The organism is Aeromonas finlandensis (assembly GCF_000764645.1).
Lineage (GTDB): Bacteria > Pseudomonadota > Gammaproteobacteria > Enterobacterales > Aeromonadaceae > Aeromonas > Aeromonas finlandensis.
This window is the reverse complement of sequence record NZ_JRGK01000279.1, coordinates 1-15,966: the sequence shown is the minus strand read 5'-3', so window position 1 is coordinate 15,966 and position 15,966 is coordinate 1. Positions and strand designations below refer to the sequence as shown.

Below are 15,966 nucleotides of genomic sequence, written 5' to 3'. Positions count from 1 at the left end.
CTTCTTATCTGCACGACCGCGAATTGTAAACCCAGAAAACGACAACCTTTCTTTAACTTCAGGGAAGAATAGACAGCGCCCAATCAGATCTTTGTTGCCATTTGAACGAACAAAGAGCAAATCACCATCGGTAAGAAGTTCGTCATCTTTTATGTGGCTGGCAACATTGACAGATTCGAGACGCTCGGTGCTTCTTAATTCAGAGAGGTCTTTGAAATCGGAAACCCCAACAATTTTTATCTCTTCACCCACATCCGCTTTGGTAAAGTTCAAGCCATTCTTGAATACCATCACTTTACCAAGCGTTGTGTGTGACCACCCCTTAGGCACCATAGCCGAGCTCCTCCAGATAGTTAGCCATCTCGGTTTCCAGCTCGGCCAGCCGGGTTTTAAGCTGTTCGCGCTCGGCACGCACAGCCAGCAGATCGATCTCCTCCTCTTCTTCGAAGGTATCCACATAGCGGGGAATATTGAGGTTGTAGTCGTTCTCTTTAATCTCTTTAAGCGAGGCAAGATAGGCGTATTTATCGACATTGCCGCCATTGCGGTAGGTGGCGACAATTTTGGCGATATTGTCCGCGCTTAACAGGTTCTGGTTTTTACCCGCCTTGAACTCGCGGCTGGCGTCGATAAACAGCACATTGTCATCCACCTTCTGCTTTTTAAAGATCAGGATGGCGGCGGGGATGCCGGTGCCGTAGAAGAGCTTCTCCGGCAGGCCGATCACCGCATCGAGCAGGTTCTCGTCGATCAACTGCTGACGGATCTTGCCCTCGCTGGAGCCCCGGAACAGCACACCGTGGGGCACCACGACCCCCATGCGGCCACTCTTGGGTTTGAGGGTCTCAATCATATGGAGGATAAAGGCGTAATCCCCCTTGGTTTTGGGCGGCAGCCCACGCGTGAAGCGACCGAACTTATCGTTCCCCGCCTCCTCATAACCCCATTTATCCAGCGAAAACGGCGGGTTGGCTGTCACGATATCGAAGCGCATCAGATCGCCGTTTTTATCCAGCAACTTGGGGTTGCGGATGGTGTCGCCCCACTCGATCTTGTGGTTGTCTTCCCCGTGCAAGAACATGTTCATCTTGGCCAGCGACCAGGTAGAACCGATGGCCTCCTGCCCGTAGAGGGCGTAGTGCTTCTCGCCATGGTTTGCCACCACTTTGCGACCGCACTTCATCAAGAGTGACCCCGAGCCACAGGCCGGATCGCAGATGGTATCGCCCGGCATCGGCTCCAGCAGCTCGGCCATCAGATCGGAGACTTCCGGCGGGGTATAGAACTCCCCCGCCTTCTGGCCGCCGCTGGCAGCGAAGTTCTTGATGAGGTACTCGTAGGCGTTGCCGATCACATCCAGGGTGCCGACCCGACTCGGCTTGAGGTTGAGCTCATCCTTGGCAAAGTCTTCCATCAGATGGCGCAGTATGGTGTTCTTCTGCTTCTCTTCGCCGAGGCGGTCGGTGTTGAAGCTGATGTCCTGAAACACGCTCTTGCCCGCGTCTTTGAGCTTGGTGCCGTTGGCCTCTTCGATGGCGTGCAGCGCCTGATCGATCCGCTCGCCATTGCCCGGCTCGTGACGACGCTCGAACAGGCTGTAGAAACTGGCCTGTTTGGGCAGCACGAAGCGCTCGTTTTTGAGCATCTCTTCAATGAGCTCCGGCTCATCGCCATATTCGGCCTTGTAGCCATCGTAGTGATCCTGCCAGACATCGGAGATGTATTTCAGGAACAGCATGGTGAGCACGAAGTCTTTATAGGTATCGGCACTGATGGTGCCCCGGAAGGTATCGCAGGCAGACCAGAGAGCCTTGTTGATATCGTCTTGGTTTATCGAGGTAGTCATAAGTCACAATTCCTTGGGCCGTGGCCGGATAAACGGGAAAGCGCTGGCGCTTGAGCGGGGTGCAGGATGAATCGTTCAAGCCAGCGGGCCGCGAGGGAGAGGCCCGACACTGAGGGTGGCAAGCGGCGGCACGTTCACAACATATCGCGTTATCGCCAATGATGCGGCGGCAGTCTGTCGCAACTGGCGCAGGTGCGTCAAGAGTACCAGCTCGCATTTTGCCTCTATCGCCATGATCGCTATAAAGATCCGCCGCGAGCGGACTATCGACGCGGGTCACGTCACTTATCTTGCTCAATCAACGCCCGGCTGTTGCGCAATTCATGCACCGCGCAAATAGAAAGACCCTGCCATGCAGGGTCTTTCAGTTTCCAACTTAAATGGCCGTGAACATCAGGCCACTTACTTGGCGTAATCCTCAGTCGGGATACAGGCACAGAACAGGTTGCGATCGCCGTAGACGTCGTCGATGCGGTTCACTGACGGCCACAGTTTTGCGGCGCGCACGGCGTCGGACGGGAAGACCGCCTCGGCGCGGCTGTAGCCACGGGACCACTCTGCATCCATCACATCATCCTGGGTGTGCGGTGCATGCACCAGTGGGTTGTCGGTCAGGCTCCACTGCCCCTCCTGCACCTTGGCAATCTCGGCACGGATGGACGTCATCGCCTCGACGAAGCGGTCCAGCTCGCGCTTGGACTCCGATTCGGTCGGCTCGACCATCAGGGTACCTGCCACCGGGAAGCTCATGGTCGGCGCGTGGAAACCGTAGTCCATCAGCCGCTTGGCCACGTCCATCTCGCTGATGCCAGAGGCTTCTTTGAGTGGACGGATATCCAGGATGCACTCGTGAGCCACCCGACCATTACGACCGGAGTAGAGCACCGGGAAGGAGTCACCCAGCTTCTTGGCCAGATAGTTGGCGTTGAGGATGGCGACCTGAGTGGATCTCTTCAGCCCCTCGTCACCCAGCATGGCGATATACATCCAGCTGATGGGCAGGATGCTGGCCGAGCCGAACGGTGCCGCCGACACGGCGCCGTTGTTGCGGCTCTCCTTGTCGGTCTTGACCACGGCGTGACCGGCCACGAACGGTGCCAGATGCTTCTTCACGCCGATGGGGCCCATGCCCGGGCCGCCACCGCCGTGAGGGATGGCGAAGGTCTTGTGCAGGTTGAGGTGAGAGACGTCAGCTCCGATAAAGCCCGGCGCAGTCAACCCGACTTGCGCGTTCATGTTGGCGCCGTCCAGATAGACCTGACCACCGTGCTGGTGAACGATGTCGCACACCTCCTTGATGGTCTCCTCATACACCCCGTGGGTGGAGGGGTAGGTCACCATCAGACAGGAGAGCTGATCCCCCGCCTCGGCCGCCTTGGCACGCAGGTCGTCGAGATCCACGTTGCCGGACTTGTCACAGGCGGTGACGATCACCTTGAGCCCCGCCATCTGGGCAGAGGCCGGGTTGGTGCCGTGAGCAGAGGCCGGAATGAGGCAGATGTCGCGATGCCCTTCGCCGCGGGACTCGTGGTACTTCTTGATGGCCAAGAGACCAGCGTACTCCCCCTGAGCACCGGAGTTGGGCTGCATGCAGACCGCATCGTAACCGGTCACTTTTACCAGCCAGTTTTCGAGGTCGGCCAGCAGCAACTGGTAGCCCTTGGCCTGTGCCAGCGGGGCGAACGGGTGCAACTTGCCAAACTCGGGCCAGGTCACCGGGATCATCTCGGCGGTGGCGTTGAGCTTCATGGTGCAGGAGCCGAGCGAAATCATGGCGTAGTTGAGCGCCAGATCTTTGGCTTCGAGACGGTGGATATAACGCAGCATCTCGGTTTCGGAGTGGTACTTGTTGAACACCTCGTGGGTCAGCACGGCGTCGGTGCGCAGCAGATCCTGCGGGATGGCGTGATGGGCCTGAGCCGCCTTGTCGAGGGCCTCGATATCCAGTCCATGGCCTTGACCGAGGAACAGATCAAACAGCTCGGCCACATCGCCGCGGGTAGTGGTTTCAGAGAGCGACACGCCCACTGCACCGTCGAGATCGGCGCGCAGGTTGATGCCGAGCCCTTCGGCCTTGGCGATCAGCGCAGCCTTGTCAGCGGTCTGTACGGTCAAAGTATCGAACCAGCTGGCGTGCTTGAGGGCCACGCCTTTGGCCTTGAGGCCGAGCGCCAGAATGGTGGTAAGACGGTGCACGCGGGAGGCGATGGTTTTCAGTCCCACCGGGCCGTGGTAAACGGCGTAGAAGCTCGCCATGTTGGCCAGCAGCACCTGTGCGGTACAGATGTTGGAGTTGGCCTTCTCGCGGCGGATATGCTGCTCGCGGGTCTGCATCGCCATGCGCAGGGCACTCTTGCCACGGGCATCCTTGGAGACACCGATGATACGGCCCGGCATGGAGCGCTTGTAGGCATCGCGGGTGGCGAAGAAGGCAGCGTGGGGGCCACCGTAGCCCATGGGCACGCCAAAGCGCTGGGCGGAGCCCAACACCACGTCGGCCCCCAGCTCGCCCGGGGATTTGAGCAGCAGCAGGGAGAGCAGATCGGCGCTGACGCAGGCCAGCCCTTTCTGGGCCTGTACCGCGGCAATCAGGGCACGCAGATCTTTCACCTCACCTGTGGTGGTGGGGTACTGGAACAGGGCACCGAACACCTCTTCGCTCACCGCGTCGCTCGCGGCGCCGACCGCCACATCGAAACCGAAGTGAACCGCGCGCTCCTTGACCACGTCGATCACCTGCGGGTGCACGTCATCGGCCACGAAGAAGAGGTTGGATTTGGACTTGGCCATCCGCTTGGCCAGCGCCATCGCCTCGGCGGCGGCGGTCGCTTCATCCAGCAGGGAGGCGCTTGCCAGATCCATGCCGGTGAGATCCAGCGTCAGCTGCTGGAAGTTGAGCAGGGCTTCGAGACGGCCCTGCGCCAGCTCGGGCTGGTACGGGGTGTAGGCGGTATACCAGCCCGGGTTTTCCAGCACGTTGCGCAAAATGACGTGGGGCACATGGGTATCGTGATAACCCATGCCGATATAGCTCTTGGCAATCTTGTTCTGGGCGGCATAGCCCTTGAGCTTGGCCAGCGCCTCCACTTCGGTCATGCCCGCACCGATCCCCAGCGGGCCCGGCAGGCGAATGGCGGCGGGCACGGTCTGGGCAATCAAATCGTCCAGACTTTCGGCCCCGACGGTCGCCAGCAGCTGGCGCAGCTCTTCCTCGCCCGGGCCGATATGGCGGCGGACAAAATCGGTTTTTTGCTCGAGTTCAAACAGTGACTGGGTCATTTCCCTATTCCTGAAAAAAGTCCTGGTATGAAGTCCTGATAACCAAGACCTGATGTTCCTGATAGTCGGCTGATACCGACTCCACTCATGTTCTGGGTCCCGCAGACAGGGTGCGGCACCGGATGCTGCGGCAGCATCAACAGGGGATCGCCTTGTTGCGTACCGGCCCGCTTGCCCCAGGCAAGAGCAGGCTGGCAAACGGCAGGCGCGGGCGACTTCACCCTTCTACCGGCCGGAGTTTGCCCGGCTGGCAGTCATACAAAGGGGCCCTGCTGTATTGGCAGGGCCCGGGGGCATTACTCTTCGTCCACCACGTTCTGGTAGCCTTCGGCATCCAGCAGGTTGGCCAACTCGCTCTCGTCATCAAGCTTGATGCGGAACAGCCAGCCAGCGCTGTAGGGGTCGGAGTTGACCAGCTCGGGGCTCCCTTCCAGCTCTTCGTTGACGGCAATGATCTCGCCGCTCACCGGGCTGTAGATGTCGGAGGCGGCCTTGACCGACTCGGCCACGGCGCAGTCGTCACCGGCACTGACCTGCTTGCCCACTTCCGGCAGCTCGACAAACACCATGTCACCCAGCAGCTCCTGGGCGTGCTCGGTGATACCGACCACGGCCTCGCCGTTGGCTTCAACACGGATCCACTCGTGGGAAGTGGCATATTTCAGTTCGCTCGGGATATGGCTCATTTGTGCTTCCTTTGATCTTTGAGTCGCGTTTAAAAACGAATATGAAAAGGGATGGGGGGAGGCACTGCCCTCCCCCAAGACGGTATTAAACCAGCTTCTGGCCGTTACGGACGAAAGCGGGCTTGCTGACCTTCACGGTGACCAGCTTCTTACGGATCTCCACCTCGGCCAGTTCGCCGATATCACGGGGCACCCGCGCCAGGGCAATACTGTAGCCCAGGGTGGGGGAGAAAGAGCCGGAGGTGATCACACCTTCACGCTTCTCACCGTTTGCCGCGGTGAAGGTGACCGGCATACCGGCACGCAGCACCCCTTTCTCTTCCATCACCAGACCCACCAGCTTGGGCTGGTTGCCCGCCGCTTTCTGGGCTTCCAGCACGTCGCGGCCGATGAAGTTGCGATCGCTCGGCTCCCAGGCGATGGTCCAGGCCATGTTGGCGGCAAGCGGAGAGATTGACTCGTCCATGTCCTGACCGTAGAGGTTCATCCCGGCTTCGAGGCGCAGGGTATCGCGGGCACCGAGACCACAGGGGGCGACGCCATTATCCAGCAGCGCTTGCCACAGCTCGCAGGCTTTCTCTTGCGGCACCACGATTTCATAACCATCCTCGCCGGTGTAACCGGTGGTGGCGATAAAGAGATCGCCAGCCTGCACGCCGAAGAAGGGTTTCATCCCCACCACGGCAGTGCGCTGGGCAGCGCTCAGCACGGCAGCTGCCTTGACCTTGGCGTTGGGGCCCTGCACCGCGATCATTGCAAGCTCCGGACGCTCGGTCACGGTGACGTCGAAATCGATGGCGTGATGGCGGATCCAGGCCAGATCTTTTTCGCGGGTGGCGGAGTTGACCACCAACCGGTAGAAGGTATCGGTCAAGTAATAGGTGATGAGGTCATCGATCACGCCGCCTTCCGGATTGAGCATGCCGCTGTAGAGGGCCTTGCCGGAGACGGTGAGTTTGGCCACGTCGTTGGCCAGCAGGTGTTGCAGAAAGGCTTTGACCCGTTCGCCGGTCAAATCGACGATGGTCATGTGGGAGACATCGAACATACCGGCATCGCTGCGCACCGCGTGGTGCTCTTCCAGCTGGGAGCCGTAGTTGATGGGCATTTCCCAACCGTGGAAGTCCACCATCTTGGCGCCGGCTTCCAGGTGTTTGGGATGCAGTACAGTAGTCTGGATCATCGCATTCTTTCCTTAGCAAAAAGCCTTTTCGCTTTAGCGACCACCCTTGCGACCCGCGCCACCGCTCTGACTGCACTGCGTGCAGCAAAAAGCGACCGGATCCAAAAGTGTGTGCTCGCTCCTGCCCTTGCCAGGCAAGAGGGATTCCTTGAACGGAGCGGATTATATGACAAGCAGGCGAGCGTGCCGCTCAAAAAAAACTAATCCCCTCCCGTAAAACTGACTCCAGACACTAAGATAAATGCAGTGATAAAAACAGCCACAAGCCGACTCAGGCGAGATTAAATTTTGATTTTTACCGTTTCGTCACAATTTGCAGAAAAACGTTTCGCTCCAGAGCAAAATTAAAGGCTGACACCCAAAACGGTGTCATCAGCCTTGTCGGATTACTTTTGTTGCCAAAAACAGCGGGTAATATTAGTTTTTTTCACCCTTGGCCTGCATGGCACTGCCCTTGGTCGCCGCCACAGCCCAGTCAGGACGGGCCAGTGCGGGCAACTCGCCCTCCAGCCCCATGGCGGCGCGGATCACCCCCTCCTTGAAGGGAGTCAGCAGATTGGCCGCGCGCAACCCCACGCCCCGCACCAGCTTCTTGAGCGGGTTGGCGCCGCTGAACAGCCGCTTGAGCCCTTCCATTGCAGCGAGCATGCGAGCCGCTTCGCTCTTGCGCCAGCGCTCGTAGCTGCGCAGGTTGGCGAGCAGGCCGATATCCTCGCCAGCGGCATGGTTCTGCAAGATCTGCTCCGCCAGCGCGGCGGCATCCAGCAGGCCGAGGTTGACCCCCTGCCCCGCCAGCGGATGGATGGTATGGGCGGCATCCCCCACCAGCACCAGCCGCTCGCGGGCAAAGTCGCGGGCATAGCGAGCGGTGAGCGGAATGGCGCTGCGCGGCCCCTCCACCTTGCACAGACCGAGGCGGGCATCGAAGGCGGTGGTGAGCTGACGGTTGAACTGCTCGTCATCGCAGGCGCAGAGCGCCTCGGCGCGGGCCGCAGGCAGCGACCAGACGATGGAGCAAAGGTTCTCCTGCCACAACGGCAAAAAGGCGAGCGGGCCATCCGGGGTGAAGATCTGGCGAGCCACCGCCTCGTGGGGCTCGGCGCAGCGCACCGTCGCCACCAGTGCGTGGTGGCCATAATCCCAGCTGGTAAGGGGAATATCGGCCTGGCGGCGCACCCAGGAGTGAGCGCCATCGGCAGCCACCACCAGTTTGGCCGAGATGGCCTGACCATCTTCCAGCAGCAGCAGGGCACCCGCCGGGCCGCTCTGCAGGCTCTTGGCTCTGGCGGGGGTCAGCAGCTGAATATTGCTGGCACCGTCAATCGCGTCGAGCAGCGCCAGCTGGATCACCCGATTTTCAACGATATGGCCGAGGTTGGCCTGACGCAGGCTGGCGGCATCAAAGTCGATGTGGCCGAAGCTGTCCTGCTCCCACACCGCCATCTTGTCGTAAGCCTGCAGGCGACGCGCTGCAATGCCATCCCAGGCGCCGACATGGCGCAGGATCTGCTGGCTGGCCAGACTCAGGGCGCTGACCCGGTTGTCGGCCACCTCCCCCAGCTGCGGGTCGGGCAGCTGCCCCTCCACCACCAGCACCTTGAGGGCGCTATGTTTAAGGGCCGCAGCGAGCCCCAGCCCCACCATGCCGCCACCGACAATCACCACATCCACATTTTGCATCTGCATCATCTCATCCTTTCAGGGCTGACCGGCTGGCCAGCGAGGGGACGCCCGCAGGCATCGCCCCCTTTTTAAACGCGTTTTGATCAACGAATCGCGGTCACCATCTTCCGATCAACATGTTCCGCTCAACATATTCCGCTCAATAAGCGCTGGCTAGTTGCCGCACACATCGGCGACAAAGCCCAGGGTGCGCGAGGCGAGCGGCGCCTTGAGGCACGGGAGCCGCCCCATCAGGGTGAGCGCCAGATTGCGCCCCGCCACCAGCGGATCGTGACCATTGGAGAAGAGCTGGGCCAGCGAGGAGGTGAGCCAGACGGTCTGCGCCTGATCGCGCTGGCGCTGCTGCCAGTAGCCGCTCAACACCTTGAAGCTGCCGATATCCTCTCCCTCAGCCAGCGCCTTGGCCACCGCCCCGGTGAGCAGGTCGAGATCCCGCATCCCGAGGTTAAAGCCCTGTCCGGCAATCGGGTGCAGGGAGTGGGCGGCATTGCCCACCAGCACGGTACGCTGGGCCAGCGGATAGTCGCAGTCGGTCAGGATCAGCGGATAGACGTTACGCACGCCGCATCGCTCGAAGCGGCCGAGCCGCCAGCCAAAGGCCTGCTGCAGACGGGCGAGAAACGCCGCCTCATCGAGGGCCATCAGCTCATCCACCTCATGCTGCCCGACGCTCCACACCAGCGAGGAGAGCCCCTCCTGCATCGGCAGCAGGGCCAGCGGCCCCCCTTCGGTAAAGCGCTCGAAGGCCCGTCCCTCAGGGTCTTGCGCTGTTTTGACGGTGGCGATGATGGCGTGCTGCTCAAAGTCGTGGCGGGTCACCGGCAACTTGAAGTGCTGACGCACAAAGGAGTTGCCCCCGTCTGCCGCCACCAGCAGGCGGGTCTCAATCTGTTCACCGCTCTCAAGGGTGAGGGTCACCTTCTCCTCATCGGGCGCAATCTCGCACACCCGGGCCGGACAGCAGACCCGGATATTGGTGGCAGCTGCCATCGCCCGTTGCAGCTCATGACCAGCAGCAGCAAGCTCAATCACCTGACCCAGCGCGGGCAGACCGTATTCGGCGGCCGACAGGCGAGCCTGACCAGAGTGGCCCCGATCCGAGACATGAATCTGGGTAATGGGGGCGCAGTGGGGGGCAAACAGCGGCCAGAGTCCGCGCCGCGACAGCGCATCACAGGTACCGGCCGAGAGCGCAATGGCGCGGGCGTCAAATCCTGAATGGGTGTGCTGTTCGGGGACGCTTGCCTCCAGCAGCAGGATCTCGAGGGGGGAGCCATCGGATCGAAGCAGGGCCGCCAGCGAGAGCGCCAGCACGGCACCGCTCATTCCACCGCCGACCAGGGTGACATCGACCTGTCGCACATCAGATTGAGACATAAGCAGAGAGGAAGAAGTGAAAAAGGTGGCCTCATGCTATCACAAAGCCGCTGGCCGAATGCGAGGTCACTGGCAAAAAACCGGTTACGCCTCACAGGGTTAGCCACCACAGAGTCATAAAAAAGAGCGCCATCAGGCGCTCTTGCAGATCAGAAATGGCCACGGTGGCCCGCGTCTCAATGGAGGGTCGGCGGCGCGCTCGGGGTATCGGGGCGCTTGCCAAACTCTTCGAAGGCCATCATGACCCCCAGTTTGACGTGTTCGTAGAGCACCAGGAAGGAGGCTTCGTTTTCGTCATCCTCCTGATCGAATTCGGCAGAGACCTGAGTGATGCTGGCGATATCCTGGATCATCTCCTGCAGCTCTTCCGACGCGCGGGAGAGCTCCTGCTGCACCACACCGAAGCCGGCCAGAAACGCCTGTGACCAGTCCACCAGCGAATCGATGCGCTCATCAAGGGGGGCATCATCGCTTGGCAACAGCAGCTCGACGCCCTTCTGGGCCATCAGGCTCTCGACCACATTGTGATAAAGATCGGTCATCACCTGGCGTACCGGGGCTGGCAGGCCGAAACCGTCGTTCACCAGATCGTTGAAATGGGGCACCCAGCTCTTCTCATCCAGTGCCACACCACCGCACACCAGACCGCAGATCACACCATGGGCCTCTACTGCGCTGGCCATCAGTTCATGCTGTTCCATGATGTCGGCCACAGCCGCATATTTAAGGGGGTTCGTTTTGCTCATCGAGGATCCGCTCAAAGTTCAGTCAAATTTGCAGAATTAATGGTCAGGATCCTAGCATTCTCCCTCTTCCAGAGCCAGCAAGGCCTTGAAACTTATGCATCTGCGCTATATAGTCCCGCCCAGTTGTCCACGTGGATAAAGGCGGAAATCAGCTCCGCCGTATTGAGGAAGGCATGAGCACAGAGGCCGTAGAAATCGTCATTTTGGGACGTCCCTACAAGGTATCCTGTCCCTTGGGACAGCAGGATGCCCTGCGCCAGGCCGCCGAGCAGCTGACCGACAAGTTGATCGACCTGCGTCAACGCTCCAAAGTCTCCAGCAACGAGCAATTGGCTATCATGGCAGCGCTCAACTTCTGTCATGAGCTCTGCCTTGAAAAAGAGAAGAACCACCAATACTCTGAGACCATGGACAAGCGGATCAAGATGCTGCAGCGCACCATCGAAGCGGCCCTGATCGAGCACGGACAATATGGTGATTCCAGCGAGGAGGGGCAACAGCCCTAATCGCAAACCGTTTTAAAATTCCCTGGGATGTTTGTCAGCCGGTTCAAGTCCCCGAGCCGATAATCATACCCAACAGGGGATCGGCCTTCTGGCTATTGCGCATGCTCGGCACGACCGAGAAGCCTGCGGTCAGATTCGATTCCCGCCTTGAACCTACGGTTCAAGGGCCCAAACCGGCAACGGCATCTCGGGGTACCAACAGCAAAAGCCCGTCACCAGCGTGACGGGCTTTTTCTTTGCCTGATGATCAACGAACCATACCCCTTTCAGAGCTGAAAAAATGCCCCGGATGAAAAGTTCACCCGGGGCATCATCGCATTCACTGTGCAGGCTATGCGAGCGCAGCCAGTCGCGTTAGACCTTTTATTTGACCAGCAACAGGTTCTCCTGCTGGCGGGAGGCAGTCACCAGCACCGGGATGGACTTGGAGGTGGGGGTAAACGACCCGGCGCCGATACTGTCGATGGGCACCAGCGGGTTGGTCTCCGGGTAATAAGCCGCGATGTTGCCCTGCGGGATCTCATAGATCACCACGCTAAAGCCGGTCACGATACGCTCGCGCCCATCGTTGCAGATGGCCGCCATATCGACCCTGTCCCCTTCGGCAAAACCGAGACGACGGGCATCGGCTTCGTTCATGAAGACCACCATACGCTGGCCCTTGATGCCGCGATAGCGATCGTCCATGCCATAGATGGTGGTGTTGTACTGATCGTGAGAGCGCAGACTCTGCAGCAGCAACACCGGCTGATCGCTCATCTGTTCGGCATGGCGGGTACACTCCGGCAGCACCGAATGCGGCAGGGTACTGGCACGAAACTCGGCGCAGCCGCTGGCGGTATTCCACGTCAGTTGCGCCGCTGAGTTATCGAGATGAAAACCGCACGGCTGCTGGATGCGGGCATTGAAATCGGCAAAACCGGCGATGGTCTGCTCGATAAGATCACGGATGCGGGCATAGTCATCGCGCAGCGCCAGCCAGTCGACCCGCTCGCTGCCGAGGGTGGCGTGAGCCATCCGCGCAACTATGTCGGTTTCGGAGAGGCAGCGCGGCGACACCGGCTCGGCTGCGCCGGTCGAGGCGTGCACCATGCTGAAGGTGTCCTCCACCGTGATCTTCTGGTTGCCGGTGCGCTGGATATCGAGCTCGGTGCGGCCAAGGCAGGGCAGGATCAGCGCCGCCTGGCCCACCTGCAGGTGGCTGCGATTGAGCTTGGTGCTGATCTGCACGTTGAGCTCGGTCTTTTTCATCGCCCCGTAGGTGAAGTCGGTGTCGGGTGCCGCCGCCGCCAGATTGCCACCCAAGCAGATGAGCACCTTGCTCTTGCCCTCGTGCAATGCCTTGAGCGCCTCATAGACGTTGTGACCGCGAGCCCGTGGCAGGCTTACCTGCAGGTGACGCTCGAGCCGGTCGATAAAGGCGGCGGTGGGCTTCTCGTTGATCCCCATGGTGCGGTTGCCCTGCACGTTGCTGTGGCCCCGCACTGGACAGAGCCCCGCCCCCGGCTTGCCGATCTGGCCGCGCATCAGGTGCAGGTTGACGATCTCGCGAATGGTGTCGACCGAGTGCAGATGCTGGGTCACCCCCATGGCCCAGCAGCTGATGACGCTGCGGCTGGCGGCAAAGACCCGGGCAGCCTGCACGATATCGGCGCGAATCAGGCCGGATTGCCGCTCGATCTCGGCCCAGCCGGTGGCGCGTACCTGCGCCTCGTATTCGGCAAAGTGGCAGGTATGGCGGGCGATGAAGTCGCGATCCACCACCTGTGGCGCCTCTTCCAGCATGTACTTGGCCATGCCGCGGATGGCAGCCATATCACCGCCCAGTTTTGGCGTCAGGTATTGATGGCTGATGGTGGTGGCCGCCGGGGTCAGCAGCTCGAGCGGGCTCTGCGGGCTGGCGAAGCGCTCCAGCGCCACCTCTTTCAAGTTGTTGAAGCTGACGATCTTGCAGCCGCCGCGCGCCGCCTGGCGCAGGGCATTCATCATGCGTGGGTGGTTGGTACCCGGATTCTGACCATAGACGAACACCGCATCGGCCTTGTCGAAGTCATCCAGCACCACAGTGCCCTTGCCGATGCCGACCGACTGGATCAGCGCTACCCCGCTCGCCTCGTGGCACATGTTGGAGCAGTCGGGGAAGTTGTTGGTGCCAAACAGGCGGCCAAACAGCTGATAAAGATAAGAAGCTTCGTTGCTGGCACGCCCCGAGGTGTAGAACTCCACCTCGTCCGGGCTATTCAGCCCCTTGAGGGTGTCGGCGATCAGTGCAAAGGCGTCGTCCCAGCTCACCGGCTCATAGTGATCGGTCGCCGGGTTGTAGCGCATCGGCTCAGTCAGCCGCCCCTGATACTCGAGCCAGTAGTCGCTCTGGGTAGCCAGCTGGCGCACCGAGTGGGCGGCGAAAAACTCGGCCCCCACCGTCTTGCCGGTAGACTCCCAGGCCACCGCCTTGGCGCCGTTTTCGCAGAACTGGAAGGCGCCGTGATCGTTGTCGCCCCAGGCACAGCCCGGGCAGTCAAAGCCATCAGTCTGGTTGACCCGCAGCAGATTCTTGATGTTCTGGCGGGTCTTCTGGCTACGCAACACCTGCTTCATGGTGGACTGCAGGGACGAAAAACCGCCTGCTTTGGCAGGCTTTTCAATATGACTCATGGCACTCTCCGATGGGATCCGCCGGGCGATAGCTGGAGTAGCTGACCGGGGCATCAAACTTGGGAATATGGACGACGTTGAGGTTGTATTTGAGGGCCAACCTGACCGCCAGCTGGCTGGGTGATGCCAGACAGATGAGGTGACGCGCGCCGAACAGCGCCGCTTTCTGCACCAGCTCGCTGCCGCAGCGACTGGTCACCACCAGGGTGTCACAGGCACGTTTTTGGCACAGCAGCAGGCCGATCAGCTTGTCGAGGGCATTGTGGCGCCCGATATCTTCCCGGCAGTGGAGGATCTGCCCCTGCTCATCCAGCGCCAGCGCCGCATGCAGGGCACCGGAGTGTTGCCCCTTGAGCTGCCAGCGGGCGATCTGTGGTCGCAGTCCGGCCAGCAAGGCGCCATCAAGAGGTGGAGTGAGCGGCAGCGCTGGCAAGGGAGGAAACGCCTGCTCGACGGCCTCCACACCGCAGATGCCGCAGCCGGTGGCGCCGGTCAGCCTGCGCCGACGCTGCTGGAGCTGCGCCAGACAGCGGTTGGCGATGGTAACATCCAACACAAAGCCATGTTCAGCGGGGGATACCCGGATATCGTGCACATCGTGGTTGTGCCGGATGATCGACTCGCAGAACAAAAATCCGACCGCAAAATCATCGAGATCGTCCGGGGTCGCCATCATCACCGCATGGTTGATGCCATTGATATTGATGGAGACCGCCACCTCCTCCACCAGATGATCCAGCGCAGGCAAGGGATGGTGGGAAGCGGGTTGAACGGTGGGGTTGGCGGCTGGCATGAAAGGTTGGCCTAAAAATGCAATCTGGATTCGAGTTTAGAGAGGCCGCCCCGGCAAAACCAATGAATTAAATCTATCCCCCGATAGAATCACTCTATTGACGATGAATTTTCAATTGATTAATTTTAAGCATCATCCGCCCGACGCCTCGCAACACCGCCATGAACATCAAGCAGCTGCACTACTTTCACGAACTGGCCAAACATCAGCATTTTGCCAAGGCGGCCAAAGCCTGCCATATCACCCAGCCCACCCTGTCAGCCAGCATCACGGCGCTGGAGAAAAACCTCGGCACCGATCTGGTACTGCGAACCAGCCAGTTTGTCGCCCTGACCGAGGCGGGCGAGCTGGTGCGCCAGTATGCCGAGCGGATGTTGCTGGAGCAGGAGGCGCTCAAACAGGAGCTGGCGCTGTTTCATGGCGAGCTATCAGGCACACTGCGCATTGGCATCGTGCCGCAATCCAATGTCGACATCATGCCGTTTATCGCCCGGTGCAAGCAGCGCTACCCCGATATCGTCATCCGCCTGTCGGTATTGAGCCACGAGGCCCTGCTGTCACAACTGGCGCTCCATCAGTGCGATATCGGGCTGGGATTTGACGTCCCCGCCAGCGATCCCGACAAGCGGGCCTTTCACATCTACCCGCAGGGGCAAAACCGGATGGCCGTGCTGATGCACCGCAGTGCGGCAACGCCCCTCCCCTCCGATATCCCCATGACCCTTGCCAGCCTGCAACAGCAGCCGCTGGTCTTGCCAAGCCGCACCATGCAGTTTCGCAACTATCTGGATCCCGCCGCCGAGCGGGCCGGGGTCTCGCTCAACGTAGTGCTGGAGACCGACTCCCTGTTCCATCTGGTGAGCGCGGTGCGCCACCAGCTGGGCTGGGCTATCGTCAGTGCCGGGCTTGCCAGCTCCGCCAGCCAGCTCTCCGATCTCGTCTGCCAGCCCCTCGAACCGCTCGATGCCGGTACCACCGTCTTTCTGACCCGCAGGCAGAGTGTCACCCCCGCCATGCGGGCCTTTCTCGATCTGGTGGCGGAAGATACCCCCACCAGCAAGCGGCCATAACGACAAAGCCCGCCAAAAGGCGGGCTTTGTTTTGCAGCAGGCAAGCACATTTAGATAGCCATCTGCTCGTGGGGGGAGCCGTGGTGGCGCAACCAGACAAAGCTCAGCGCCACGATCAGCACCATCAGGGTCATGATGGCCC

The 15,966-nt window shown here is 60.6% G+C and carries 13 protein-coding genes and 1 other RNA gene; 4 read left to right on the top strand and 10 right to left on the bottom strand.

Features of this window, described 5'->3' with window-relative positions; all coding sequences use genetic code 11:
• The 5 genes from LD28_RS0116590 to gcvT form a co-directional block, all read right to left on the bottom strand.
• A partial coding sequence (locus tag LD28_RS0116590; protein ID WP_033138046.1) for a hypothetical protein occupies nt 1–333 on the bottom strand: 333 nt, incomplete at its 3' end.
• Nucleotides 323–1,846 (bottom strand): type I restriction-modification system subunit M, encoded by a 1,524-nt coding sequence (locus LD28_RS0116585; protein WP_033138045.1) that lies wholly within the window; start codon nt 1,844–1,846, stop codon nt 323–325. The genes LD28_RS0116590 and LD28_RS0116585, both read right to left, overlap by 11 nt.
• 402 nt (nt 1,847–2,248) lie before the next feature.
• Entirely contained in the window at nt 2,249–5,125 is a 2,877-nt protein-coding gene (gene gcvP, locus LD28_RS0116580; RefSeq protein ID WP_033138044.1) for an aminomethyl-transferring glycine dehydrogenase, read from the bottom strand.
• Nucleotides 5,126–5,421: 296 nt separating this feature from the next.
• Complete coding sequence (gcvH, locus tag LD28_RS0116575; protein WP_005333898.1) at nt 5,422–5,811, bottom strand: glycine cleavage system protein GcvH; 390 nt, start codon at nt 5,809–5,811, stop codon at nt 5,422–5,424.
• 85 nt (nt 5,812–5,896) lie between these two features.
• On the bottom strand, nt 5,897–6,994 hold the full coding sequence (gcvT, locus tag LD28_RS0116570) for a glycine cleavage system aminomethyltransferase GcvT (RefSeq protein ID WP_033138043.1): 1,098 nt from the start codon (nt 6,992–6,994) through the stop codon (nt 5,897–5,899).
• On the opposite strand from gcvT, the gene LD28_RS0116565 reads away from it, so the two are divergent.
• On the top strand, nt 6,971–7,198 hold the full coding sequence (locus tag LD28_RS0116565) for a hypothetical protein (RefSeq protein WP_033138042.1): 228 nt from the start codon (nt 6,971–6,973) through the stop codon (nt 7,196–7,198). The genes gcvT and LD28_RS0116565 overlap by 24 nt on opposite strands.
• Before the next feature lie 213 nt (nt 7,199–7,411).
• Here LD28_RS0116565 and LD28_RS0116560 read toward each other — a convergent pair whose 3' ends face one another.
• The 3 genes from LD28_RS0116560 to LD28_RS0116550 all read right to left on the bottom strand — a co-directional run bounded on the left by LD28_RS0116560 (nt 7,412) and on the right by LD28_RS0116550 (nt 10,800).
• Nucleotides 7,412–8,680, bottom strand: coding sequence for an FAD-dependent 2-octaprenylphenol hydroxylase (locus LD28_RS0116560; RefSeq protein ID WP_033138041.1), 1,269 nt, complete (start codon nt 8,678–8,680; stop codon nt 7,412–7,414).
• A gap of 150 nt (nt 8,681–8,830) precedes the next feature.
• Nucleotides 8,831–10,054 (bottom strand): 2-octaprenyl-6-methoxyphenyl hydroxylase, encoded by a 1,224-nt coding sequence (ubiH, locus tag LD28_RS0116555; protein WP_033138040.1) that lies wholly within the window; start codon nt 10,052–10,054, stop codon nt 8,831–8,833.
• Between the two features lie 176 nt (nt 10,055–10,230).
• The gene (locus LD28_RS0116550) at nt 10,231–10,800 is read right to left on the bottom strand and encodes a UPF0149 family protein (RefSeq protein ID WP_033138039.1); all 570 of its coding nucleotides are present in this window, start codon (nt 10,798–10,800) and stop codon (nt 10,231–10,233) included.
• 173 nt (nt 10,801–10,973) lie between these two features.
• Between LD28_RS0116550 and zapA the strand changes: the two genes are divergently transcribed.
• Nucleotides 10,974–11,306 carry a cell division protein ZapA gene (zapA, locus tag LD28_RS0116545; RefSeq protein WP_005333910.1) on the top strand — a complete coding sequence of 111 codons (333 nt, stop codon included), beginning with the start codon at nt 10,974–10,976 and terminating at the stop codon, nt 11,304–11,306.
• A 16-nt stretch (nt 11,307–11,322) separates the two neighbouring features.
• Nucleotides 11,323–11,504: non-coding RNA, 6S RNA (gene ssrS, locus LD28_RS22575), on the top strand.
• 165 nt (nt 11,505–11,669) lie between these two features.
• Here ssrS and LD28_RS0116540 read toward each other — a convergent pair.
• Together LD28_RS0116540 and LD28_RS0116535 are read right to left on the bottom strand one after the other, a co-directional pair.
• On the bottom strand, nt 11,670–13,961 hold the full coding sequence (locus LD28_RS0116540; protein ID WP_033138038.1) for an FdhF/YdeP family oxidoreductase: 2,292 nt from the start codon (nt 13,959–13,961) through the stop codon (nt 11,670–11,672).
• Complete coding sequence (locus LD28_RS0116535; RefSeq protein WP_033138037.1) at nt 13,948–14,754, bottom strand: formate dehydrogenase accessory sulfurtransferase FdhD; 807 nt, start codon at nt 14,752–14,754, stop codon at nt 13,948–13,950. Before LD28_RS0116535 ends, LD28_RS0116540 begins: the two co-directional genes overlap by 14 nt.
• 161 nt (nt 14,755–14,915) lie before the next feature.
• Between LD28_RS0116535 and LD28_RS0116530 the strand changes: the two genes are divergently transcribed.
• A complete protein-coding gene (locus LD28_RS0116530; RefSeq protein WP_033138036.1) occupies nt 14,916–15,824 on the top strand; it encodes a LysR family transcriptional regulator in 909 nt (302 codons plus the stop codon).
• The last annotated feature ends 142 nt before the right edge of the window (nt 15,825–15,966 follow it).